Here is a 24,386-nt window from a genome sequence, read left to right on the forward strand (position 1 = left end):
GTGGACGGTCAGCAGATGTCGAAGCCGTCGCACGCGGTCTTGATCGGCACGGCCAGGCCGATGCCCTCGGCGTTGCGGGCCTTGGCGGTGGCGATGCCGACGACCTGCTTGGCGCTGTTGATGACCGGGCCCCCGGAGTTGCCGGGGTTGATCGGAGCGTCGAACTGGATCACGTCACCGCCGCCGTTCTCCGCCTTCCGGAAGGCGCTCACCACCCCCGTGGTGACACTGTCGGTCAGGCCGAGCGGCGCGCCGACCACGACGATCTGCTGCCCGGACTTCACCGGGGTGGCGGCGGTGACCAGGCCGGTGAACTTGGCGGACGTCCGCAGGTGTGCGACGTCGTTCTGCTCGTCGACCTTGACGATGGTGGCCGGGAAGCGCTGGTCGGTGCGCTCCAGGAACACCTGGCGCTCGCCGCTGGTCCAGAGCGACTCGACCACGTGGTAGTTGGTGAACAGGTTCGCCCCGCCCTCGGAGTTGGGCTTGCCGACGGCGAACGCGGTGCCGGTCGAGGTGCCGGCCCGGACCCGGAAGACGCTGCGCAGCACCGTGTCGGCGATGTCCTCCGGGTTGAACACCGTGCCGGCCTGCTTCTCCAGTTCCTCCGCCCGCTGCTCCAGACCGTCGAGGCGGACGCCGTCGCGGTCCTGCGCGGTGCTCAGGTCCTGTCGGGTGTCGCCGAGCCGGTCGTTGAGCACGTGGATCTGGTACGCCTGGACGCCGGAGACCAGGACCAGCAGCAACGCCAGCAGCAGGGCGGCCCGGGGCAGCCAGCCGGAGCGCTGCCGGCCGGTGGTCACGTCGCCCGGCTGGGTGCTGCCCGGGAAGGCCGGACCGGAGGCGGCCGGCGGCTGGCCGGGCGACCAGGGGCCCGGGGCGGGTGCCGGCTGCTGTCCGGTGGCCGGGTGCGGCGGGGCCGGCGCCGGGCCGGGATCACCGGTGGTCGGCCAGGTGCCCCGGGGAGTGGGCACCGGGGGTGGCGCGGACGCGTAGCCGGACGGCGGGGCACCCGGATGTCCACCCGCCGGTGGTTGGCCGGGGACCGGGGCACCGGACGCGGGCCAACCGCCCACCGCCGTGCGGGGCGGCTCCATCCGTGGTGGCAACGGACCCGGTCGACCTCCGTGGTCACCGGATCCGGGTGCCGGCCCGACCGGTCCACCGTCCTGCGGCCCGTACCCAGCCGTCATGATTGCCACGTCCTCCCCGCTGAGCGCCTGCCCGCGACCCTGCCGCCGGCACATCGCCGGCGGTGGGCCCGATGGACCGTACCGGCCCGGAACGACATTGTCTCCCCTGCTGTCCACCCCTGGCCCGGCGGTACCGTACCGGCCGCCGACACGCACCGGAGGAGGCTGCGCGGCGGATCGCCGCGCGCACTAGGGTTGTCAGGTGACCGACGAACCACCCCTGCGCCGTCGGGCCGCCGAACGCCGACCGGGAAACGAACCGCAGCACCCGCCACCGGCCGCGCCGGAGCCGACGGACGCGGGGACCGAAGCGACCGACGAGCAGCCCGTACCCCTGACCGCGCCCCGGGAGGGCACCCCCCCACCGGTGGCCACATCTGCCGCGCTGGCCGAGGTGGTGGCCCGGTTCGCGGCGGGCACCGGACCGGTGGCCATCGACGCGGAACGTGCCTCCGGATACCGCTACAGCCAGCGGGCGTACCTGGTCCAGCTGCGCCGCGGCGGCGCCGGCACCGTCCTGATCGATCCGTTGCCCCTGCCCGACCTGTCCGCCCTCGACGCGGTGATCGGCCCGGCCGAGTGGGTGCTCCACGCGGCGAGCCAGGATCTGCCCTGCCTGGCCGAGTTGGGGCTGCGCCCGCGCCGGCTGTTCGACACCGAACTGGCCGCGCGGCTGGCCGGTTTCGAGCGGGTCGGCCTGGCCGCGCTGACCGAACATCTGCTGGGCTACACCCTGGAGAAGCACCACTCGGCGGCGGACTGGTCGAGCCGGCCGCTGCCGGAGTCCTGGTTGACCTACGCCGCCCTGGACGTGGAACTCCTCGTGGATCTCCGCGACGCGCTCGCCGCGGAGCTGGCGCGGCAGGGCAAGCAGGAGTGGGCGGCGGAGGAGTTCGCGGCGCTGGTGGCCGCCGGGGCACGGCCGCCCCGGGTGCGGGCCGAGCCCTGGCGGCGTACCTCCGGCATCCACCGGCTGCGCGGCGCACGGGCCCAGGCGCGGGTCCGGTCGATGTGGTACGCCCGGGACCAGATCGCCGCCCGCCGGGACGCCGCCCCCGGGCGGGTGCTCCCCGACTCGGCGATCATCGCCGCCGCCGAGCTGGATCCGAAGGACGAGAAGACGCTGCTGACCCTGCCCGGCTTCGGTGGCCGGTCGGTACGCCGGCTGGCCCGCACCTGGCTGACGGCGTTGGAGGACGCCCGGCAGCTGCCCGAGGACGCCCTCCCGGTCAGCGCCGTGGTGGAGGGTCCGCCGCCGCCGCACCGGTGGGCGGAACGGGACCCGGTGGCCGCGGCCCGACTGGCCCGGTGCCGCGAGGTGGTGGTCCGGATCGCCGGGGAGCACCGCCTGCCGCCGGAGAACCTGATCACCCCGGACTCGGTCCGCCGGTTGGCCTGGACCCCGCCGGACGAGATCACCGAGGAGACGGTGACCGAAACCCTGCGCGGGTTCGGCGCCCGGGACTGGCAGGTCGGCCTGCTGGTGCCGGAGCTGACCGCCGTCCTGCCCACGCCCTGACGGCGCACACCCACCCCGGGGCACCGGGGTGGGTGTGGTGTGGGACACACGGAGGGCACGGGCACGTCTGGTTACCGGTGAGTAGCATGCGAAGCACCACGCCCGTGCCGGCGACCTTCGTTCGGTCCGGCGTGCCGCCGGTCGGCGCGCAGGCCGAAGCATGGTCGAAAAGGAGGCTCCAGTGCCCCGTGAAGTCAGGGAAGTCGTCTTCGTCGACGGCGTCCGCACCCCGTTCGGCAAGGCGGGTGGCATGTACGCCAACACCCGCGCCGACGACCTGGTCATCCGCTGTATCCGGGAACTGCTGCGGCGCAACCCGCAGCTACCGCCGGAGCGGGTCGAGGAGGTGGCCATCGCCGCCACCACCCAGATCGGCGACCAGGGCCTGACCATCGGCCGGACCGCCGCCCTGCTGTCCGGTCTGCCGAAGACCGTGCCCGGCTACGCCATCGACCGGATGTGCGCGGGTGCGATGACCGCGGTGACCACCGTCGCCGGGGGCATCGCGATGGGCGCGTACGACGTCGCCATCGCCGGGGGCGTGGAGCACATGGGCCGGCACCCGATGGGCGAGGGCGTCGACCCGAACCCGCGCATCCTCGCCGAGAAGCTGGTCGACCCGTCCGCCCTGGTGATGGGGGCCACCGCGGAGAACCTGCACGACCGGGTCCCGCAGGTCAGCAAGGAGCGCGCCGACGCGTTCGCGTTGGCCTCGCAGCAGAAGACCGCCAAGGCGTACGCCAACGGCCGGCTCCAGCCCGACCTGGTCCCGGTCGCGATCCGCGACGAGGCGGGTGGCTGGGGTCTGGCCACGGTGGACGAGGCGCCCCGGGACACCTCGCTGGAGAAGCTCGCCACCCTGAAGACCCCGTTCCGTCCGCACGGCCGGGTCACCGCGGGCAACGCCGCCGGCCTGAACGACGGCGCCACCGCCAGCCTGATCGCGGCCGAGTCCACCGCCCGCGAGCTGGGGCTGCCGGTCGCCATGCGGCTGGTGTCGTACGGCTTCGTCGGCGTCGAGCCGGAGGTGATGGGCGTCGGCCCGATCCCCTCGACGGAGAAGGCCCTGCGCATCGCCGGGCTGAGCATCGACGACATCGGGCTGTTCGAGCTGAACGAGGCGTTCGCCGTGCAGGTGCTCGCCTTCCTCGACCACTTCGGCATCGCCGACGACGACCCCCGGGTCAACCCGTGGGGCGGCGCGATCGCCATCGGTCACCCGCTCGCCTCGTCGGGCGTACGGCTGATGACCCAGCTCGCCCGGCAGTTCGCCGAGCACCCCGAGGTCCGCTACGGCGTCACCGCGATGTGCATCGGCATCGGCATGGGCGGCACGGTCATCTGGGAGAACCCACACTGGACGGGGTCCAGCCAGCAGGCTCAGCGGGAGGGTGGAGACAAGTGAGCACGCTCGCCGCGGCGAACGAGGTGGTCACGAAGGCGCTGCTGCGTCAGGTGAACGTGCCCGGTCTGGACCGGCCGGCCGCCCTGATCACGCTCGACAACGGCTTCGACCACACCAAGCCGAACACCCTCGGACCGGGCGGTCTGACCAGCCTGGACGAGGCGATCACCGCCGCGCTGGCCGCGAACCCGGCGTTCGTCGCGGTCACCGGCAAGCCGTACGTCTTCTGCGTGGGCGCGGACCTGGTCAGCCTGCCGCAGATCGCCGACCGGGAGCAGGCGCTGGAGATCGGCCGGCTCGGCCACCGGGTCTTCGCCCGGCTGAAGGACAGCGACGTCCCGACCTTCGCCTTCGTCAACGGCGCGGCCATGGGGGGCGGTCTGGAGCTGGCCCTGCACTGCCACTACCGGACGCTCTCCGGCGGCGCGGCGGCCCTGGCCCTGCCCGAGGTGTCGCTGGGCCTGGTCCCCGGGTGGGGCGGCACCCAACTCCTGCCCAACCTGATCGGCATCCCGGCCGCCACCCAGGTGGTCCTCCAGAACCCGCTGATGCAGAACAAGATGCTCAAGCCGAAGCAGGCCGCGCAGATGGGCATCGCGGACGTGCTGCTGGAGCCGGCCGACTTCCTCGAGCGCTCCCTGGAGTGGGCCGCCAGCGTGGTGCGGGGTGAGCTCACCGTGTCCCGGCCGGACGTCGACCGGGAGATGTGGGACGGCGTGCTCTTCTTCGCCCGGCAGATGCTCGACCAGCGGCTGCACGGTGCGGTCCCGGCCGCGAACAAGGCCCTGGAGCTGCTGGCGCTGGCCAAGGAGGCCGACTTCGCCGCCGGCACCGCCGCCGAGGACGAGGCCCTGGCCGACCTGGTCTTCTCCGAGGAACTGCGCAGCGGCCTGTACGCCTTCGACCTGGTGCAGCGGCGGGCCAAGCGGCCGGTCGGCGCGCCGGACAAGGGGCTGGCCCGCGAGGTCACCAAGGTCGGCATCGTCGGTGCCGGCCTGATGGCCAGCCAGCTCGCGCTGTTGTTCGCCCGCCGTCTCCAGGTGCCCGTGGTGATGACGGACCTGGACCAGTCCCGGGTGGACAAGGGCGTCGGCTACGTGCACGCTCAGATCGAGAAGCAGGTGTCCAAGGGCCGGATGGACGCCGGCACGGCCGCCAAGCTGTACGGCCTGGTCTCCGGTTCGGTCGACAAGGGCGTCTTCGCCGACGCCGACGTCGTCATCGAGGCGGTCTTCGAGGACCTGGGCGTCAAGAAGCAGGTGTGGGCCGAGCTGGAGAAGATCGTCTCGCCGGAGACGGTGCTGGCCACCAACACCTCCTCGCTCTCGGTGACCGCGATGGCCGCCGACCTGGAGCACCCCGAGCGGGTGGTGGGCTTCCACTTCTTCAACCCGGTCGCGGTGCTGCCGCTGCTGGAGATCGTCCGGGGCGAGCGCACCGACGACGCCACCCTGGCCACCGCGTTCGCCGTCGGCAAGCAGCTGCGCAAGTCCTGCGTACTGGTCGCCGACGCCCCGGCGTTCGTGGTCAACCGGCTGCTCACCCGCTTCCTCGGGGAGATCTTCTCGGCCGTGGACGCGGGTACCCCGCTGGAGGTGGCCGACAGCGCGCTGGACCCGCTGGGCCTGCCGATGCGTCCGCTGGCCCTGCTCCAGCTGGTCGGCCCGGCGGTCGCCCACCACGTCGGTGGCACCCTGCACGCGGCCTTCCCGGACCGGTTCGGGCTCAGCGACAACCTCAAGCGGATCGCCGAGTCGGGCCAGCCGGTGATGGTGGACGACGAGGTGAACCCCGAGGTGGCGAAGCTGCTGGTGGTCGGGGACGCTCCGCTGACCGCCGAGCAGGTCCGCCAGAACGCGCTGGACGCGCTGGCCCAGGAGATCCGGCTGATGCTCGACGAGGGTGTGGTGGCCGAGGCGCAGGACATCGACCTGTGCATGATCCTCGGCGCCGGCTGGCCGTTCCACCTGGGCGGCGTGACGCCGTACCTGGACCGGACCGGCACCTCGGAGCGGGTCACCGGGCGGCGCTTCCTGCCGCGCGGGGCGGCGAGCCTGCCCGGCTGATCCGGCCCGACCACCGGGGGTCGACACGTCGTCACGGCGTGTCGACCCCCGTTTCGTTCGGGTGGGCGCGCCGGCCGCCGGACGGTGGAGCAGCCCATCGGGGCAACGGTCATGTCGGTGCGGCTGGTTAGGATCACGCGTCCATTCCTGAGATCTGGAGCACCGATGTCCCAGCCGCACCACCCCTCGCAGCCGGAGTACGGCTCTGCCACCCCCCAGCCGTCCGACTCGCCCGGCTACGGCAGCCAGCCGCACGGGGCCGACCCGATGGCGGCCGGGTTCGCGCCCCCGCCGAAGAAGAAGTCCGGCGTCGGCAAGATCCTGCTGATCGTCCTTGCCGTGGTGCTGGTGCTCTGCGTCGGTGGTGGCATCGCCATCTGGGCCACCGTCAAGGACGACGTCGGCGAGGTCGTGGAGGCCACCAAGACCCGGGTGGTCGCCCCGGAGACGCTCAACGGCCGGGCCAAGGTCACCGAGCCGACGCTGGTGACCGCGTCGGAGCAGATGGCCGCCGAGATCAAGAAGGACGTGCCGGAGGCGACCAGCACGGTCGGCGCGTTCTACGGCGACCCGGCCAAGAACGACCTGGTCATGATCGTCGGGGTGTCCGGCCTGATCGCCGACCCGCAGAAGGAGCTGAACGACGCGATCAGCGCCGTTTCCGGCAACCTCGGCGCCAGCAACATGGTCGCCGTGGAGGCGGGACCGCTCGGCGGCGACGCCAAGTGCGGCGACGGTTCCTCCGAGGGCGTCAAGCTCGGCATCTGCGTCTGGGCCGACCGGGGCAGCCTCGGCATGGTGGTCATCTACTTCAAGACCGGCAAGGAGGCCGAGAAGGAGTTCGGCACCATCCGCGCCGCCATCGAGCAGCGCGACTGAGTCGGGTGGCAGGGGCCCCTCCCGTGCGGGAGGGGCCCCTGCCACGTCCGGGTCAGGCCGTGGCGGCCCGCTCGGCGGTGCTGCGCAGCACGCAGAACTCGTTGCCCTCCGGGTCGGCCAGGACGACCCAGCCGGTGCCGTCCGGCTGCCGCCGGTCGTCCACCTGGCTGGCGCCGAGGGCGAGCAGTCGGGCCACCTCGGCGTCCCGGTTCCGGTCGGCCGGCTCCAGGCACAGGTGCACCCGGTTCTTCACCGTCTTGCCCTCCGGCACCTGGACGAAGATCACCATCGGACTGCCCGGCGGCAGCAGCATCGCCTCCGGGTCCCCGGGGAAGTCGTCCGGCTGACGGGAACAGCCGTAGACCTCCGCCCAGAACCCGGCGAGGGCGTACGTGTCGTGGCAGTCGATGGTGACGCTGCGAACTTTAGAACTCACGGTTTCCTCCGTACGAGGATGGAACGCGCCCCGCGTGAGTCGACTGTCAGCGGTGCCGGCGGCGAGGCGCGGGAATGACAATGATGGACATCGACCGCACCTCCCTTCCCTGCTCGGGCTGACCGGGCGATCATGCCAGGCCCTCGCTGGCCGGCGCAAACGTATTACCGCCGCCGTCAGTCAGTCGGTCGTCGCGGCGACTCCGGTGCCCGGCAGGGCGGCGGTGGTGACCACGGCGGTGGCGCTGACCACCGGGGTGGCGTCCGCCGCCGGCAGGGTCACCGTGACCTCCAGGCCACCGCCCGGCTGGGCGACCACCCGGACGCTGCCGCGGTGCGCGTCGCAGACCGCCCGGACGATGGAGAGTCCCAGCCCGGAGCCGCGCGCCCCGGTCCGTTCCCGCCCGCCGCGCCGGAACGGCTCGAACAGCCCCGGCACGTCGGCCTGGTCCACCTCGAAACCGGTGTTGCCGACCACCAGCCAGGACTCCTGCCCGTCGGAGCCGGTCCGCACCCAGAGCCGGCCGTGCAGGTGGTTGTAGCGCACCGCGTTCTCGATCAGGTTGCCGGCGAGCCGACCGAGCAGGCCGGGGTCGCCGACCACCGGGGCGGGCTCCAACGCGGTCTCCACCCGCAGCTTGATCCGCTCCACCTCCCGACGGACCGCCGACAGCGCGGCGGCGGTGCCGTCGGCCAGGTCGCACTCGGTCTTGCGACCGAGCCGCCGCCCCGCCTGGGCCTCGCTGCGCGCCAGCACCAGCAGCGCGTCGACCAGGCCGTTGGCCCGCTCGGACGCGTCCCGCACGACGGTGGCCATCCGGCGGAACTCGGCCACGTCCGCCTCGTCGTCGGTGAGCGTCACGTCGATCTCGGTCCGCATCACCGCCAGCGGTGTGCGCAGCTCGTGCGAGGCGTTGGCGACGAACCGCTTCTGCGCCTCGAACGCCTCGGCGATGCGGTCCAGCATCGCGTCGAAGGTCTTGGCCAGCTCGGCCACCTCGTCGTCCGCCCCGGAGTACCCGATCCGCTGGTCGAGGGTGGCCTCGCCGAGCCGCCGGGCGGTGGAGGTGACCTGGTGCAGCGGGCGCAGCGCCCGGCCGGCCACGGCGTACGCGCCGGCCACCGCGACCACGCTGATCGCCAGCAGGGCGACCAGGCCCTTGGCGAGCAGTTCCCGGGACGCGGCGTCGACCAGTTGCCGCTGCCACTGCCCGGCGTCCAGGGTGCGGCCGTCGGCGAGCACCACGGTGGTGCCGGGGAGCAGCTCGTCGGTGGGCCGCAGCGCGTCGCGCACCAGCAACCAGGCCAGCAGGACGAGGATCGCCCCGGCCCCGACCAGCAGGATGCCGTTGAGCAGGGTCAGCCGTAGTCGCAGGGTGGGCCGCAACCGGGGGCGGCGGGTGAGGTAGAGGGTCACGACAGGTCTCCGGCGGTCCGGTAGCCGGCCCCGACCACCGTCTCGATCAGCGGCGGGTCACCGAGCTTCTTGCGCAGGGTCATCACGGTGACCCGGACGATGGTGGTGAACGGGTCGGTGTTGGCGTCCCAGACCCGTTCCAGCAGCTCCTCGCTGGAGACCACCGCGCCCCGGGCCTTGAGCAGCTCGCAGAGGACGCCGAACTCCTTGTTGGTCAGGTCGACCGACGTGCCGCCCCGGGTGACCACCCGTCGGGCCGGGTCGAGGACCAGGTCGGCCAGTTCCAGCACCGGCGGGGCGGGCGGGGTGGCCCGCCGGCCGAGCGCCTGGACCCGGGCGACCAGCTCGTCGAAGGCGAACGGTTTGGGCAGGTAGTCGTCGGCCCCAAGCTGGAGCCCCTCCACCCGGTCGGAGACGGTGCCGCTGGCGGTGAGCATCAGCACCCGGGTGAGGGTGCCGGAGGCGGCCAGCTCGGCGCAGATCTGGTCGCCGTGCACGCCGGGCAGGTCACGGTCGAGGATGACCACGTCGTACCGGGTGACGAAGGCCATCTCGTGACCGGCGTCCCCGTCGTACGCGACGTCGACGGCCATGCCCCGACGCCGTAGTCCCCGCGCGATCGCGTCGGCGAGGTTGCGCTCGTCCTCGACCACCAGTACCCGCATTCCCGGCCTCCTCGCTGCTGCCCACCACAACCTAGTGTCGGCCGCCAAACGCGAGGTCGTCGCGGCTGCCCCGGGCGGTCCCGTCGCCCCCACCGGGAGGCATTGCAAAGAATCTTCGGGTACGCGATGCTGCACGAAACATCTCTACGGATCGGACGGTGATGACCGCAGCGACGCAGGATCGGGACGTCCGCTACCGCGTCTTCCGGTTCCCGGCGGACGTCGACGACGGCACGGCGCTCGGCGTCCGCCCCGACGACGGCGGGCTGGTCCTGGGCGGACCGCCCTCCCGGCTGGAGTACACCGATCCGCACACCGGCGTGCACACCCGGTACGACGTGGGCCACTGGGTATCCCCGCCGGTACCGGTCGGCTTCCGTGTTCACCAGGTGGTGCCCTCCTGGACGGCTGACACCCCGCCGGGCTGCTGGATCCAGGTGGAGGTGTGCGGCTGGGCCGACGACACCCCGGTCACCGACTGGTACGTCCTGGCCCGGTGGGCCGCCGACGACGAGGCGGTCCGTCGCACCTCCGTACCCGGACAGCGGGACGGGCGGGCCGAGGTGGACACCGACACGCTGACCGTGACCGGCGCGGAGGCCACCGGCTGGCAGGTGCGGGTGACCCTGGCCCGCCCGGCGGGCAGCACCCCCGGGCCGACCCTGCGGACGATCGGCGCGGTCGCCTCGGGCCCCCGACCGACCGGGCCCGGCGGGACGGAACGGGACGCGGCGGCGGGTGACCCGGCGGCGCGCGGTCGGGTGCTGGCGGTGCCGATGTTCTCCCAGCGGCTGCACGCCGGGCACTACCCGCACTGGGGCGGCGGCGGGGACTCCTGGTGCAGCCCGACCTGCGTCTCCATGGTGCTGGCCTACTGGGGCGCCGGCCCCGCGCCGGGCGAGTACGCGTGGGTGGACCCGACCGACCCCCGCCCGCAGGTCGACCACGCCGCCCGGCACTGCTACGACCACGCCTACCGGGGCGCGGGCAACTGGCCCTTCAACACCGCCTACGCCGGCCGCTACGGGATGGACGCCTTCGTCACCCGGCTGCGGTCACTGGCCGAGGCGGAACGGTTCGTCACCGCCGGGGTGCCGCTGGTGGTCTCCGCCGCGTTCCGCATCGGGGACGTGCCCGGCCTCGACTACGACACCAAGGGGCACCTGATCGTGCTGGTCGGTTTCACCCCCGACGGCGACCCGGTGCTCAACGACCCGTACGCCTCGGACGACGCCGGGGTGCGCCGTACCGTCGACCGCCACCGGTTCACGGCGGCCTGGCAGGGAGGCAGCGGCGGGGTGACGTACGTCATCCGCCCGCCCTCGGTGCCGCTGCCGCCGCCACCCGACCAACCGAACTGGTGACCGACCGGCCCGGTCGGCCCGCCCGGCCCGGTCGCGGGCTCCGCCGGCCGGTCGGGCACCGGGTCAGTCCGGCAGCCACCAGAGGCGGAACGAGCCGTCCAACTGCTGGCACAGCAGCAGCTCCGGATAGAAGCGGCAGTCACCGTAGGTGCCGGGCAGCACGTCCAGGACCCTGGGGCGGCCGAGCACCACGTCGAACTGGGCCACCAGCAGTCTCCGGTCCCGGGTCTCCCGGGAGGCGATCGGCGGCCCGCCCTCGACCGGCGTCTGCATCCCGTTCCAGCTGCCCAGGTCGGCGAGTTCCCGGCCGGTCGCGGTCTCCAGCAGGACGACCCCGTCCCGGAACGAACTGACCGACCTGGTCGCCACCATCCGGTCCCCGACCGGGAATCCCGACACCCAGCGGCGGTCGTGCCAGCGGGTCCGGCCGGTCGCCCGGTCCAGCATCCGCACCCCACCGGCCTGTTCCCAGGCGCACAGCAACGTGCCGCACGAGCTGAGGTACGCCACCGAGGGCAGGTCGACCGTCCAGCGGCGCTCCAGCCGGTCCAGCCCGTAGGCGGTCACCGCGGGAGGGTCGACCCGGACGGCCAGCAGCAGGTCGTCGACCACCTGGCTGCCCAGGTCGGCGGTCGGGAAGTCCGAAGGGACGGAGGCGGCGGCCAGCACCTGACCGGAATCGGCGTCCCGCACCTCGATCCGCCCCGACGGGAAGGTCCACACCAGCCGGTCGATCCCCTCCGCGGCGAAGCGGTAGTCGGTCCGCTCCGGAGCCCTCGGCACCGACCAGTGGACCGCCCCGGTCGCCGGGTCGACCACCCGGACCGAGTGCCCGTCCTCCCCGGCCGGGACGGTCAACAGCACCCGGCCGCCCTCGGTCAGCATCGGCGAGCCGGGCTGGCGCCAGCGTTCCCGGCCGGTCGCGGTCTCCAGGGCGACGGTGAGTTGGCCGTCCCGTCCGCCCCTGTTGCTGGTCACCAGGAGGATCCCCGCGGCGGCGCTCGCCGGCCAGATCCTCGGCCCGCCCGGCACCGTCCGCCGCCAGCGGGCCCGCAGCGTCGACGACGCCGCCCGGCCCTCCTCGGGCAGGTCGTAGGCGGCCAGGTCCCGGTCACCCCGCAGGTCCGGCGAGGGGGGACCGACCACCACCAGCTGGTCGCCGGCGAGGAACGCCTCGGCCCCGGCCCGGCCGGGCACCGTCACCGAGAGCCGCCGGGGTGCCGGTGCCGCGCCGGCCAGGGTGGCCAGGACGAGGCCGAGCACCAGCGCGAACCGCCAGCGCGGTCGCAGCCCGAGGCCCCGTCGCACCGCCGGTTCCGGGTCGTCCCGCACCTCACCCAGATCGATCAGCGCCATCCGTTCCTCCCCGCGCCCCTTGCGCCACCGCCGGGGCCGAGACGCGCCGGCCGCCCGCCCGCGATCGGCCCCGGCCCGGCAAAAGCGACAAGCCCTCTCGCGTACGATGGCGCGTCGTGGCTGTGCCGGTGGTAGACCCCTCGTTGAAGTCCGCGTCCGTGTCCGCGGCGGCCGACCCGTCGGCGGACAGCCGACCGGCGACCGGCCGGTTCGTCCGTGCCGACGTGTTGGCCATCGGAGCCTATGTGCTCCTCGGTGTTCTCGTGTGCCTGAACTACTGGGGGGACATCGAGAACCGGGTCTCCTCGCACCTGCCCACCGACCACAGCTGGTTCGAGTGGCTCTTCTCGCACGGCGCGTACTCCGTGCGCCACCTGGAGAACCCGCTCTTCTCCGAACGGCAGAACGCCCCGGACGGGGTGAACATGATGGCGAACACCTCGCTGCTCGGGGTGACCCTGCCGTTGGCGCCGCTGACCCTCCTGCTCGGCCCGCAGGTGGTGTACGCCCTCTACCTGGGCGGGGCACTGGCCGCCACCGCCGCCACCTCGTACTGGGTGCTCTCGCGTCGGCTGGTCCGCTCCCGGGCGGCGGCGTTCGTCGGCGGCGCCTTCCTCGGCTTCGCGCCGGGCATCGTGCACCACGCCAACGGGCAGCCCAACTTCGTCTCGAACTTCCTGCTGCCGCTGATCGTGGCCCGGGTGCTGCGCCTCGGCGAGCCGGGCCGGTGGCGGCGCAATGGCGTGGCCCTGGGGCTGCTGGTCGCGTACCAGATCTTCGTCAACGAGGAGATGCTGCTGCTCACCGCGCTGGCCTGCCTGGTGATCGTGGCCGGGTACGCGGTGGCGCGCTGGCGGTCCGCGCGGGCCCAGGCCGGCACCTTCCTCGCCGCCCTCGGCCTCGGCGGCGGGCTGGCGCTGGCGCTGACGGCGTACCCGATCTGGTTCCAGTTCAACGGCCCGCAGTCCTACCGTGGTCTCCAGGGCGGCGTCTTCCACAGCTGGGGTGAGGACCTGGCCGCCTTCGTCACCTTCGCCCGGGACACCGTGGCCGGGGACCCGGCGGTGGAGAAGACCATCGGGCTGACCGAGCAGAACACCTGGTTCGGCTGGCCGGTGGTGCTCGTGACGCTGGCGGCGATCGTGCTGCTCTGGCGGCGTTCGCTGGCAGCGCGGATCGCGGCGGTGCTGGTGGCGGTCTTCACGGTGGCGTCACTCGGCCCCCGGATCCGGCTGAACGGCGTGGAGACCGAGGTCTACGGCCCCTGGCACTACGTCCCGGACGACCTGCCGCTGGTCGAGATGATGATGCCCACCCGGCTCACCCTGGTGGTGACCGGTGCGGTCGGCGTCCTGCTCGCGCTGGCCTGGGACGCGGCCGACCGCAGCGGCCGGCCGGTCCCCGCCGGTGCCGACGACCGGCCGGCGGACACCGCCACCGCCGCCGGGGCGGCTCCTCCCGGGCCCCGCCGCCGCTGGGTCCGCCCGGTCGGCTGCGCCGCCGTCGCGCTGGCGGTGCTGCCGCTGGTCCCCCGGCCGCTGCCGGCCCAGCAGATCGACCCGCCGCCGGCGTTCATCACCTCCGGCGCCTGGCGGCCGTACGTGCCGGAGGGCCGGACCCTGGTGCCGGTGCCCATCCCGAGCAACGTGCACGGCCTCTCCACGCTGCGCTGGAGCGCGCTCACCCGGCACGAGTTCCCCGTTCCGGGCGGCTACTTCATCGGCCCCGGCCCGAACGACGAGGGCATCTTCGGCGCACCGAACCGGCCGACCAGCACGCTCGTTTACTCCACCATGGACAAGGGCGCGGCCCCGGAGCTGACCGCCGAGGACCGCCGCCGGGCCGTCGAGGACCTGCGCTACTGGCGGGCCTCGGTGGTGGTGCTCGGCGCGCATCCCCGGGAGGCGGCGCTGCGCGAGCTGATGACCGGCCTGCTCGGCGAACCGCGCCGGGTGGACGACGTGTGGCTCTGGGACGTCCGCCCGCTGGTCTGAGCAACCCAGGCCCGCCGGGCCCCGCGTAGCCGCCGGGGGCCCGGCCGGTCGGTCAGTCGGCGCGGGTGGTGATCGGACGGACGTCCCAGAGCCAGACGTCCCGTTCCCGCCGGGCCGGGCCGACGAGCTGCTCGACGGTCTGCCGCAGCGGCTCGACGTTCTTCTGGTCGACCGGCAACACCATGATCGCCGCCCGCCAGTACCGCAGCTCGTCCAGGGACCGACGACGCTCCCGGTCGGTCAGCTTCGCGGTGCGCCCGGTGGTCGCCACCTGTTGGAGGATCTCCCCCACGCCGCTGGGCCGTCCCCCGAACCGGCCCGGGTCACCGGTGTTGCCGTTGCGCGGCGCGAGGAAGTACCCGCCCGGGATCTTGAAGTCCAGGTTGGTCGAGGCGGCCCAGCGCATGCCGTGGGTGTTGCCCATGCTCGGGATCGGCACCGGCACCAGGGTCTGCTCCGTGGCGACGTACCGGCGCCAATGGTCGGAGGTGATGAAGTCCGGCACCGGCGGGCGGCTGGTCACCTTCAGCGGCATCGGGGCGATCGGCAGCAGCGCCATGACCAGTCCGGCCCCGACCAGGGTGCGGGTGTGCTGGGCCAGCGGCATGGTCGTCCAGGCCCGCTCGACGGCGATGGCGAGCAGCACGCCGATCACCACCGTCGTGATCATGCCGAACCGGGTGGGCACCACCGCGTCCAGCAGCGGCAGGCGGACCAGCCATTCCCACGGCCCGGTGAAGAGGTCCCGGTCCCACCAGGAGACCCGCTCCCCGAGCGAGAGCACGGCGTAGAAGACGCCGGTGACCGCGAGCGCCCGGACGACCAGTTCCCGACGCAGCCAGAGCACGATGCCGACGGTGATCAGCGCCAGGCTCCAGCCGAAGAAGGCGTTCTCCTCCGAGTAGTTCGGAGCCAGGTTGGCGTTGGCCCGCTCGTTGCCGCCGAGGGTCGGCGAGCCCGGCGTGACGAACGCCGCGATGTCGTTGCCGTAGTCGCGGACCGCGTCGCTGAGCCCGTGGTACGCCATCGGGCCGCCGAACTGGACGTAGAGCGGGTACGCCAGCAACGACCCGGCGACCAGGGTGCAGACCCCGAGCGCCACCGCCATCGGCCGCCAGGCGGCCGACCAGAGGTCCCGCCGTTGGGCGACCACGGCGATCAGGAAGATGCCACAGGCCATCGCGGTGAAGAGCAGGATCTCCTCGTTGATGAACGCCTGCCAGGTGACCAGCAGCGCCAGGATCACCCCGTCCCGGACGGGACGCCGCGAGCGGGTGATGACCAGCACCCGCCAGACGATGAACGGCAGCAGCCACTGGGAGATGATGTTGGGGTGCCAGTTGGCGTGCGAGAGCATGGCCGGGGAGAACCCGCAGAACCAGCCGCCCACCACGGCGGCCAGCGGCGTCCGCACCACGTGCCGGGAGAGCACGTGGTACCACGTCCAGGCGGTGCCGGCCAGGGCGAGGGTGACCAGCACCACGAAGGTCACCGCCGGGCCGAAGAGCAGCGTGATCGGCACCATCGGGATGCCGAGCGCCAGGATGGCCGTGTTGGCCATCAGGTTGACCCCGTCGGGGTAGTTGAACTGCTCGGTGTAGAACGGGAACTCGCCGTGCAGCACCACCCGGACCGAGTGGGCGAGAAAGAACTGCACCTGGGCCGGGTCGCTGCTGTAGAGCGAGGCCACCCGGCCGGCCGGGTCGACCCAGATCTGGCTGGTCACCCAGATCGCGGCGAGCAGGAAGAGGCCGAAGACGCCGACGTCGCGCCGCCAGGTGGGCCAGCGTCGCCGCCGGGCGGTGGCGGTCCCCGCCAGGGCGCCCGGGGCGTCCGTGTCGTCCGTGTCGTCCGCGTCCGTCCGGATGGCCGTCGGGTCGCCGTCGCCCGTGGTCCCGTCGAGCCGCCCCTCGTCGCGCGTCCGTTCGTCGACCGACCGGGCGGTGGCCTGCCCGGTCGCCGCTGTCGGGCCGTTCTCCGGGCCGGCGGTGGCGGATTCCAGCGTGGATACCCCACGGGGCACGGCAGGCGTCACAGTCGGCGGAGTCTACCGGAGCTGAGAAAAGCCACGAAAACGGCGGCGACGCCCGGGGCGGGCGCCGCACGGCCGCCGTCCGGCGCCCGTGGCCGGTGAGTCGAGGCGCCGGCCGGGGGCGATCGGACATCTCGTACCATGTGGCTTCCGGAGCGGGCGGAACGATCGGGGGCGTACACGTGGCTTCAGTCCGCTGGCGCGGCAGGACGGCCACGGCGCTGCTGGCGCTGGCCCTGGTGACGACCGGCTGCGGACCGGTGGCCCAGCGGCAGCAGACGCGGCTCCCGGTCGGCTACGACTCCCTCGACGGCGGCCTGGCGGTCTGGCCGGCACGGGGCGGTCTGGCCGCCGACGCCGACGCGACGGCGGCGGTGACCGGGGCGGTCCGCGACTGGCGCTCACCGGTCGACGACCGGGTCCACCTGCCCACCTCGGGCATCCTCTGGTCGGGCGAGGTCGGCGGGACGCGGCTGGCGCTGGTCGCCGCCGACGTCCCCGGGGAGAGCGCCTCCTGGCTGCTCCAACTCACCGGCGACGGTTCGCGGTACGCGGTCACCCGTGCCGTCGAGTACACCGACCCGGGCTACCTGGTCTACGCCGACGTCCTGCCGGTGCAGCTCGGTGACGAGCGCCGCTACCTCACCTCCGCCCGGGTGGAACGCCTGCGCGGACCGGACGGGCGGGCACTGGCCGTCACCGACGGTCTGACCGGGCCGGTCGCCGTGCCGGCCTGCGCGGCCGTCCCGCTGACCGCCACGCTGCGGGCCACCGAGTCGGTGCCGCGCGGCCGGGCCGCGGACCGCCTGCTCGACCTGGGTACGGCCACCGCGCCGCCCCGCTACCCGCTGGTGCGTGACGAGTCCGGCGCCGGGCAGCGGGCCCTGCTCGGGTTGGACACCTGCCAGCTCGCCGGTGAGGACGGCCCCTTCGCCAGCGTCCCCCGTCGGCTGCGGGACCGGGAGGCACCGCAGTCGGTGCCGCGCTCCTGGCCGATGGAACAGGTCACCACCCGGGTGCTCGGCGAGATCACCCTCGACGGCGGCGCGCCGGCCGAGTTGAAGCAGCTCAGCTGGTTGAGCGAGGCCGGGCCGATGACCGCCCTGGTGCACCGCTCCCCCGGCGGGGGTCCGACCGTGGTCTCCTCCGCCGACCGGACCAGCACTCTCCAGACGTACGTGCTGCCGGTGCCGGGACAGCCGCTGGTGGTGCTGAGCTGGCGGGCCAGCCGGACGACCTCGCTCTCCACCCCGCCGGGCACCCGACGGCTGGTGGACCGTCCCGGGCTGGTGGTCGTGCCGCAACCGGAGTCCACCAGGACCTTCAGCCTGACCAACGCCGAGCGCACGTACTACCGCTCGGTCAGCGGTCGCTGACCCCTCCCGCCGCAGACGCGGCGGCCGGCATCCCGGGTGGGGATGCCGGCCGGCCGGGTGTCAGTTCTGTGCGGCGGGCTTGCCGGCGGCGAGCCGGACCGGCTCGACCGGCTCGGAGTCGATGCCGGAGATCCAACCGGTGACGTCGCGGGCCACGTCCTGCGCGGTCAGGCCCAGGTCGGCGAGGATCTGCGCCCGGGTGCCGTGCGGGTGCCAGTCGGCCGGTACGCCGAGGTCCCGCAGCGGGACCCGGACGTCGGCGTCGCGCAGCGCCTGGGCCAGCGCGTTGCCGACCCCGCCGGTGCGGACGCCGTCCTCCACGGTGACCACGAGCCGGTGCGCGGCGGCCAGCTCGACCAGTTCCGCCGGAACCGGCCGCACCCAGCGCGGGTCGACCACGGTCACCCCGTAGCCCTGCTCGGCGACCCGGGTGGCGACCTCCATGCCGAGCTGGCCGAAGGAGCCGACCGCGACCAGCAGCACGTCGGTACGGGCCGACTCGGCCAGCACGTCCACCGGGCCGACCCGGCGCACGGCGGGCAGGTCGGCGGCGACCGTGCCGGTCGGGAAGCGGACGATGGTCGGGCCGTCGTCCACGGCGACCGCCTCGCGCAGCTCCTCGCGGAGCGTGGCGGCGTCCCGGGGTGCGGCGATCCGCAGGCCCGGCACCACCCCGAAGACCGACATGTCCCACAGGCCGTAGTGGCTGGGACCGTCCGGACCGGTGACGCCGGCCCGGTCCAGCACGAAGGTGACCGGGAGCTTGTGCATCGCCACGTCGAGGAGGACCTGGTCGAAGGCCCGGTTGAGGAAGGTCGCGTAGACCGCCACCACCGGGTGCAGGCCACCGAGCGCCAGCCCGGCCGCCGAGGTGGCCGCGTGCTGCTCGGCGATGCCGACGTCGTACACCCGGTGGGGGTGCTTGCGGGCGAGCTTGGCGATGCCGGTCGGCTCGGCCATGGCGGCGGTGATGCCCACCACGTCAGGCCGCTCGTCGGCGATCGCGACCAGCTCGTCGGCGAAGACGTGGGTCCACTTCACCGACGGCGCGGCGACCAGCTTGCCGGTCGCCACGTCGAACGCACCGGGGCCGTGGAAACAGTCCGCCTCGTCCTCCTCGGCGGGGCGGTAGCCGTAGCCCTTGCGGGTCACCGCGTGCACGATCACCGGACCGCCGAAGTTCTTCGCCGCCCGCAGCGCGGACTCGACCGCGTCCCGGTCGTGCCCGTCGACCGGGCCGACGTACTTGATGCCGAGGTCCTCGAACATCGCCTGCGGGGCGACCGCGTCCTTGATGCCCTTCTTGACCGCGTGCAGCACCTCGTACATCGGCCGGCCGACCAGCGGGGTCGAGCCGAGGGCGTCCTTGACGGTGTCCAGGATCTTCTCGTAGCCGGGGTTGAGCCGCAGCGACGAGAGGTGGTCGGCGAGCCCGCCGATGGTCGGCGCGTACGACCGGCCGTTGTCGTTGACCACGATCACCAGCGGGTTGCCGGCGGTGGCGATGTTGTTCAGCGCCTCCCAGCACATGCCGCCGGTCAGCGCCCCGTCGCCGACCACGGCGACCACACTGCGCTGCTCGCCCCGGAGCTTGTACGCCTTGGCCAGGCCGTCGGCGTAGGAGAGGGCGGTGGAGGCGTGCGAGTTCTCGATCAGGTCGTGCTCGCTCTCCGCCTGGCTCGGGTACCCGGAGAGGCCGCCGCGCTGGCGGAGCCGGTCGAAGCCCGCCTGCCGGCCGGTGAGGATCTTGTGCACGTACGCCTGGTGGCCGGTGTCGAACAGGAGCCGGTCCCGGGGGGAGTCGAAGACCCGGTGCATGGCGATGGTCAGCTCCACCACGCCGAGGTTGGGGCCGACGTGCCCGCCGGTGCGGGAGACCTTGGCGATCAGGAAGTCCCGGATCTCGGCGGCGAGGATGTCCAGTTCCTCGGCGGACATCCGCTTGACGTCCTGCGGACCGTGCACCGTGGCCAGTAGCCGGCCGTGGTTGGCCGTGTCCTCTTCAACACTCATGGGAGACGAGTCTATCGGCCGTCGCCCAGTCCGCAGTCCGGGCCGCATCGGGGCCGGACCGGTGCTCGACCACCCGCAGCCGACGCGGGGCCGGGGTGGCGACGGTGGCGCGGGGCGGCCCGGACGGGGTCCACGACCCCAGCACCGCGGCCCGCCGCGCCCCGGTGACCGAGGGCACCGCCCCGGGCAGGCCGTGCCAGGAGAGCCAGCCCAGCAGGGCGAACGCGTACGCCTCCTTGGCCTGCGCGGGCACCCCCAGCTCGTCGGTGGTGCGCAGCCGCCAGCGCCCCTCGCCGAGGGCGGCCAGCCGGCCCAGGAGGGTGGGGTTGCGCACCCCGCCCCCGGCGGCGACCACCTCCTCCACCCGGTGCCGGTCGCACTCGGCGGCCACGGTCCGGGCGGTCAGTTCGGTCAGCGTGGCGAACAGGTCGTCGACGGGCACCGGCCCGCCCAGCGCGGCGAGCCGGTCGTCCAGGTAACCGGCGTGGAAGAGCTCCTTTCCGGTCGACTTCGGCGGCGCGGCGGCGTAGTAGGGCTCGGCGAGCAGCGACGCCAGCAGGTCGGGGTGCACCCGACCGGCGGCGGCCCGCGCGCCGCCCGCGTCGCAGGGCGCGTCGAGGAACCGGCGGGCCGCCGCGTCGAGCAGCGCGTTGGCCGGCCCGATGTCGTACCCGACCGGGGGCGTGCCGGGGGCGACCACCGTGAGGTTGGCGATGCCGCCCAGGTTCAGCGCGGCCCGGGGCCCGGTGGCCGCCGCGTCGGCGAGCAGCAGCGCGTCGAACGCCGGCACCAGGGGCGCGCCCTGCCCGCCGGCGACGACGTCCGCGCTGCGCAGGTCGCTGAGCACCGGTACGCCCACCCGGGCGGCCACCCGCGCCGGGCTGCCCAGTTGCAGGGTGCCGAGGGCCCGCCCCTCCTGCACCCAGTGGAAGACCGTCTGGCCCGGCGAGACGACCAGGTCGGCCCGGCCACCGGCCAGCTCCACCCCGACCGCCGCCGCCTCGGCGAACACCTCGCCGAGCCGGTTGTCCAGCCGGCAGACCGCCTCGACGGTGGTCGCGTTCGGTGGCAGCGCCGCCCCGACGGCGGCACGCAGCTCGTCGTCGTAGTCGATCCCCCGGTGGCCGAGCGGGCGCAGCAGCAGCGTCTCCCCCTCCACCGCGAACTCGGCGGCGGCCACGTCCACCCCGTCGTACGAGGTACCGGACATCAGTCCCACGATCCGTAGCACGGCTCAGCCCTCCCCGGCCGGCGGCAGCAGCAACCCGACCAGCTCGACGTGCTGGGTCATCGGGAAGAGGTCGAACCCGCGCAGGTCGGCCAGCCGCCACCCGGCGGCGGCGAAGGTGCGCACGTCGCGGGCGAAGGCGGCCGGGTCGCAGGCCACGTACGCCACCGCGCGCGGGCCGGCGGCGACCAGGTCGCGGACCACCCGCGCGCCCGCGCCGGAGCGCGGCGGGTCGAGGACCACCACGTCGACCGGGCCGGTGATCCGGCGGCGGGCCAGGGCGGTCTCCACCCGGGCCGGCACCACCTCGACCCGGTCGGTGTCGGCCAGGTTCTCCCGGGCCGCCCGGACGCCGTCGGCGGCCGCCTCGACCAGGGTGACCCGGCCGCGCGGCCCGACCCGACCGGCGAGCGCGGCGGCGAAGAGCCCGGCCCCGCCGTAGAGGTCCCAGGCGGTCTCGCCGGGGCGGGGCCCGAGCAGCTCCAGCACGGTCGTGACCAGGGTGTCCGCCGCAGCCGGGTGAACCTGCCAGAAGGCGGCGACCGGCAGGGTCCAGTCCCGGCCGGCGGCCACCTCGTGAACCGGGTCCGGGCCGCGTACCGGGGTGGTGACCCCCTCGGCGACCGCGGTGACGGTGACGTCCCCGCCGGTGGAGGCGACCACCTCCACCGTCTCGGCCGCCGGCCAGCCGGTCGCCAGCACCGGCAGCTCCTGGACGGCCGGGTGGGCGATCAGGCAGCGGTCGATCGGGACGACCTCGTGCGAACGGTGCTTGAGCAGCCCGGCCCGACCGGCTGCGTCCACCGTGTAGCGGACCCGGGAACGCCAGCCCAGCGGGCCGCCGGGCAGCGGCGCGACCTGCGGGTCGAGCGCGTCCACCTCCGCGTCGGTGAGGCCACCGAGCCGGGTGAGCTGCTCGCGCACCACCGCCGCCTTCCACTCCCGCTGCGTCTGCGGCGCGACGTGTTGCAGGTCGCAGCCGCCACACCGGCCCGGCCCGGCGTACGGGCAGGGTGGCTCGACCCGCTGCGGCGCGGCCTGGAGCACGGTCACCGCGTCGGCCCGGAGGAACCCCCGGTGCACCTCGGTGACCTCGGCGACCACGCGCTCCCCGGGGAGCGCGTGCCGGACGAAGACCACCTGCCCGTCGAGTCGCGCCACGCAGTGCCCGCCCGGGGCGACCGCCCCGACGGTCAGCTCGATCCGTTCGGCCTCCTCCGGCCCGGTCCGAACGTCCTGCCCGGCGACCTCCGGCTCCATCCCTGCGCCCTCCACCTCGACGTCGACGTCACTCATCGCCGGCCTCCCGTCCCCGGTCGCCGCCCTCGCCGGGTGCCGCCGTGGGCACCGGCGGGACGGTCGGCGGCAGCGTACTGCGCGGGGCCACCCGGGGCCCCCGCGCCGGCCTCCGGCTGAGCGTCGCGTCGAACCGGGTCAGGTCCTTGCCCCGGGACGAGGCGAGCTGCCAGGGCACGCTGGTCACCATCACTCCCGGCTCGAAGAGCAGGCGGGTCTTCAGCCGCAGCGCGCTCTGGTTGTGCAGCAGGTTCTCCCACCAGCGGCCGACCACGTACTCGGGGATGAAGACGGTGACCACGTCGCGGGGCGACTCCCGGCGGGTGGAGGCGACGAAGTTCAGGATCGGCCGGGTGATCTCCCGGTACGGCGAGTCGACCACGGTCAGCGGCACCGGCACCGCCCGCCGTTCCCACTCGGCCTGGAGTTCCCGGGTGTCCTTGTCGTCCACGTTGACCGTCACCGCGGTCAGCGAGTCCGGCCGGGTGGCCTGCGCGTACGCCACCGCCCGCAGGGTCGGCTGGTGCAGCTTGCTGACCAGCACGATGGCGTGGTTGCGGGCGGGCAGCACGGGTCGGCCCTCGTCCGGCGTCAGCTCGACGGCGACCCGGTCGTAGTGCCGCCGGATGGCGACCATCAGCCCGTAGATCACCGCCATCGCGGCGATGGCGATCCAGGCGCCGAGGAGGAACTTGGTGACCAGCACGATGACCAGCACGGTCGCGGTCAACACCATGCCGAAACCGTTGATCGCGCGGGAGCGGACCATCCGGCGACGGGCCTGGGCGTCCCGCTCGGTACGCAGCAGCCGGTTCCAGTGCCGGATCATGCCCGCCTGGGAGAGGGTGAAGGAGACGAACACCCCGACGATGTAGAGCTGGATGAGCTTCGTCACCTCGGCCTGGAAACCGACGATCAGCACGATCGCGAAGACGGCCAGGAAGACGATGCCGTTGGAGAAGGCCAGCCGGTCGCCCCGGGTGTGCAGCTGCCGGGGCAGGAAGCGGTCCTGGGCGAGGATCGAACCGAGCACCGGGAAACCGTTGAAGGCGGTGTTCGCGGCCAGGAAGAGGATCAGGGCGGTCGCCCCGACCACCACGAAGAGCAGCACCGACCCGGAGCCAAAGATCGTCTCACCGAGCTGGGCGGCCACCGTCTTCTGGACGTACCCCTCGGGGCCGGCGACGATCTGCAGGTCCGGGTCCTCGACGAACTGGAGTCCGGTCAGCCGGGCCAGCCAGACGATGCCGACCAGCATGGTCACCGAGACCGTGCCGAGCAGCAGCAGGGTGGTGGCCGCGTTGCGGCTCTTCGGCCGCTTGAACGCCGGCACCCCGTTGGAGATCGCCTCCACGCCGGTGAGCGCGGCGCAGCCGGAGGAGAAGCTGCGCAGCAGCAGGAAGGCCATGGCCCAGCCGGTCATGTCGCTCCACTCGGCGACGATCTCCAGGTCGGCGCTGGGCGCGCGGAGGTCGTGGCCGAGCACGAAGACCCGGACCAGGCCGGTGAGGATCATGCCGACGACGACGATGATGAAGCCGTAGGTGGGGACGGCGAAGGCCGTGCCCGACTCGCGCAGCCCGCGCAGGTTGATCGCGGTGAGCAGCACCACCGCGGTCACCGCGACGAGCACCTTGTGGGTGGCGACGAACGGGATCACCGAGCCCAGGTTGGCCACCCCGGAGGAGACCGAGACCGCGACGGTCAGCACGTAGTCGACCAGCAGCGCGCTGGCCACCCCGATGCCGAAGCGGGGGCCGAGGTTCACCGTGGCCACCTCGTAGTCACCGCCGCCGGAGGGGTAGGCGTGCACGGTCTGCCGGTAGCTGGCGACCACGGTGAGCATCACCACGACCACCGCGAAGGCGATCCACGGGGAGAAGAGGTACGCCGACGCGCCCGCGATGGAGAGGGTCAGCAGGATCTCGTCGGGGGCGTACGCGACGCTGGAGAGCGCGTCGGAGGCGAAGACCGGCAGGGCGATGCGCTTCGGCAACAGTGTGTGCTGGAGTCGGTCGGACCGGAACGGACGACCGACGAGGAGTCGCTTCAGCAGCGAGGTGGGACTGGCCACAACCGCTAAGCGTACGGCCAGACCGGGTGGTCCACCCCGGGGTGCCCGACCACCGCGCGGGCCGGTCCGGGGTA

At 73.7% G+C, this 24,386-nt stretch carries 17 protein-coding genes; 7 read left to right on the forward strand and 10 right to left on the reverse strand.

The features are described from left to right. Positions 1–8: 8 nt before the first annotated feature. Entirely contained in the window at positions 9–1,097 is a 1,089-nt protein-coding gene (locus tag AB0F58_RS13570; RefSeq protein ID WP_357142379.1) for a trypsin-like peptidase domain-containing protein, read from the reverse strand. Positions 1,098–1,395: 298 nt separating this feature from the next. On the opposite strand from AB0F58_RS13570, the gene AB0F58_RS13575 reads away from it, so the two are divergent. The 4 genes from AB0F58_RS13575 (at position 1,396) to AB0F58_RS13590 (ending at position 7,062) form a co-directional block, all read left to right on the forward strand. Further along, positions 1,396–2,712 (forward strand): ribonuclease D, encoded by a 1,317-nt coding sequence (locus AB0F58_RS13575; RefSeq protein WP_357142380.1) that lies wholly within the window; start codon positions 1,396–1,398, stop codon positions 2,710–2,712. 181 nt (positions 2,713–2,893) lie between these two features. Then, positions 2,894–4,117, forward strand: coding sequence for a thiolase family protein (locus tag AB0F58_RS13580; RefSeq protein WP_357142381.1), 1,224 nt, complete (start codon positions 2,894–2,896; stop codon positions 4,115–4,117). Further along, on the forward strand, positions 4,114–6,183 hold the full coding sequence (locus tag AB0F58_RS13585) for a 3-hydroxyacyl-CoA dehydrogenase NAD-binding domain-containing protein (RefSeq protein ID WP_357142382.1): 2,070 nt from the start codon (positions 4,114–4,116) through the stop codon (positions 6,181–6,183). The genes AB0F58_RS13580 and AB0F58_RS13585 overlap by 4 nt, the downstream gene beginning before the upstream one ends. Before the next feature lie 165 nt (positions 6,184–6,348). Further along, positions 6,349–7,062 carry a hypothetical protein gene (locus AB0F58_RS13590; RefSeq protein ID WP_357142383.1) on the forward strand — a complete coding sequence of 238 codons (714 nt, stop codon included), beginning with the start codon at positions 6,349–6,351 and terminating at the stop codon, positions 7,060–7,062. 52 nt (positions 7,063–7,114) lie between these two features. Here the strand turns inward: AB0F58_RS13590 and AB0F58_RS13595 are convergent, their stop codons facing one another. From AB0F58_RS13595 to AB0F58_RS13605, 3 genes are all read right to left on the reverse strand, one after another. Further along, positions 7,115–7,498 (reverse strand): VOC family protein, encoded by a 384-nt coding sequence (locus tag AB0F58_RS13595; protein WP_357142384.1) that lies wholly within the window; start codon positions 7,496–7,498, stop codon positions 7,115–7,117. 180 nt (positions 7,499–7,678) lie between these two features. Continuing rightward, positions 7,679–8,914: a HAMP domain-containing sensor histidine kinase gene (locus AB0F58_RS13600; protein ID WP_357142385.1), complete on the reverse strand. Its 1,236-nt coding sequence runs from the start codon at positions 8,912–8,914 to the stop codon at positions 7,679–7,681. Beyond that, positions 8,911–9,579: a response regulator transcription factor gene (locus tag AB0F58_RS13605; protein WP_357142386.1), complete on the reverse strand. Its 669-nt coding sequence runs from the start codon at positions 9,577–9,579 to the stop codon at positions 8,911–8,913. Before AB0F58_RS13605 ends, AB0F58_RS13600 begins: the two co-directional genes overlap by 4 nt. A 161-nt stretch (positions 9,580–9,740) precedes the next feature. On the opposite strand from AB0F58_RS13605, the gene AB0F58_RS13610 reads away from it, so the two are divergent. Next, entirely contained in the window at positions 9,741–10,943 is a 1,203-nt protein-coding gene (locus tag AB0F58_RS13610; protein ID WP_357142387.1) for a C39 family peptidase, read from the forward strand. 63 nt (positions 10,944–11,006) lie between these two features. On the opposite strand, the gene AB0F58_RS13615 is transcribed toward AB0F58_RS13610, so the two are convergent. Further along, positions 11,007–12,299, reverse strand: a complete 1,293-nt coding sequence (locus AB0F58_RS13615; protein ID WP_357142388.1) for a PQQ-binding-like beta-propeller repeat protein — start codon at positions 12,297–12,299, stop codon at positions 11,007–11,009. Positions 12,300–12,457: 158 nt separating this feature from the next. Between AB0F58_RS13615 and AB0F58_RS13620 the strand changes: the two genes are divergently transcribed. Beyond that, on the forward strand, positions 12,458–14,293 hold the full coding sequence (locus tag AB0F58_RS13620; protein ID WP_357142440.1) for a hypothetical protein: 1,836 nt from the start codon (positions 12,458–12,460) through the stop codon (positions 14,291–14,293). 52 nt (positions 14,294–14,345) lie between these two features. On the opposite strand, the gene AB0F58_RS13625 is transcribed toward AB0F58_RS13620, so the two are convergent. Next, positions 14,346–16,112 (reverse strand): hypothetical protein, encoded by a 1,767-nt coding sequence (locus tag AB0F58_RS13625; protein ID WP_357142441.1) that lies wholly within the window; start codon positions 16,110–16,112, stop codon positions 14,346–14,348. 437 nt (positions 16,113–16,549) lie between these two features. Here AB0F58_RS13625 and AB0F58_RS13630 point away from each other — a divergent pair, with 437 nt between their 5' ends. Next, on the forward strand, positions 16,550–17,701 hold the full coding sequence (locus AB0F58_RS13630; RefSeq protein WP_357142442.1) for a hypothetical protein: 1,152 nt from the start codon (positions 16,550–16,552) through the stop codon (positions 17,699–17,701). A 60-nt stretch (positions 17,702–17,761) separates the two neighbouring features. Here AB0F58_RS13630 and dxs read toward each other — a convergent pair whose 3' ends face one another. From dxs to AB0F58_RS13650, 4 genes are read right to left on the reverse strand one after another with little or no spacing between them, the layout of a single operon-like run. Then, the gene (gene dxs, locus AB0F58_RS13635; protein ID WP_357142389.1) at positions 17,762–19,714 is read right to left on the reverse strand and encodes a 1-deoxy-D-xylulose-5-phosphate synthase; all 1,953 of its coding nucleotides are present in this window, start codon (positions 19,712–19,714) and stop codon (positions 17,762–17,764) included. After that, positions 19,704–20,945 (reverse strand): anhydro-N-acetylmuramic acid kinase, encoded by a 1,242-nt coding sequence (locus tag AB0F58_RS13640; RefSeq protein WP_357142390.1) that lies wholly within the window; start codon positions 20,943–20,945, stop codon positions 19,704–19,706. Before AB0F58_RS13640 ends, dxs begins: the two co-directional genes overlap by 11 nt. 3 nt (positions 20,946–20,948) lie before the next feature. Further along, the gene (locus AB0F58_RS13645) at positions 20,949–22,202 is read right to left on the reverse strand and encodes a TRAM domain-containing protein (protein WP_357142443.1); all 1,254 of its coding nucleotides are present in this window, start codon (positions 22,200–22,202) and stop codon (positions 20,949–20,951) included. A gap of 28 nt (positions 22,203–22,230) precedes the next feature. Next, entirely contained in the window at positions 22,231–24,312 is a 2,082-nt protein-coding gene (locus tag AB0F58_RS13650) for an APC family permease (RefSeq protein WP_357142391.1), read from the reverse strand. Between the last annotated feature and the right edge of the window lie 74 nt (positions 24,313–24,386).

Source organism: Micromonospora sp. NPDC023956 (genome assembly GCF_040639195.1).
GTDB lineage: Bacteria > Actinomycetota > Actinomycetes > Mycobacteriales > Micromonosporaceae > Micromonospora.

Coding starts and splice junctions, on each gene's coding strand:
- AB0F58_RS13610 (WP_357142387.1), top strand. CDS start 9,741: ATGACCGCAGCGACGCAGGATCGGGACGTCCGCTACCGCGTCTTCCGG.
- AB0F58_RS13605 (WP_357142386.1), bottom strand. CDS start 9,579: ATGCGGGTACTGGTGGTCGAGGACGAGCGCAACCTCGCCGACGCGATC.
- AB0F58_RS13570 (WP_357142379.1), bottom strand. CDS start 1,097: ATGGAGCCGCCCCGCACGGCGGTGGGCGGTTGGCCCGCGTCCGGTGCC.
- AB0F58_RS13645 (WP_357142443.1), bottom strand. CDS start 22,202: ATGGAGCCGGAGGTCGCCGGGCAGGACGTTCGGACCGGGCCGGAGGAG.
- dxs (WP_357142389.1), bottom strand. CDS start 19,714: ATGAGTGTTGAAGAGGACACGGCCAACCACGGCCGGCTACTGGCCACG.
- AB0F58_RS13590 (WP_357142383.1), top strand. CDS start 6,349: ATGTCCCAGCCGCACCACCCCTCGCAGCCGGAGTACGGCTCTGCCACC.
- AB0F58_RS13615 (WP_357142388.1), bottom strand. CDS start 12,299: ATGGCGCTGATCGATCTGGGTGAGGTGCGGGACGACCCGGAACCGGCG.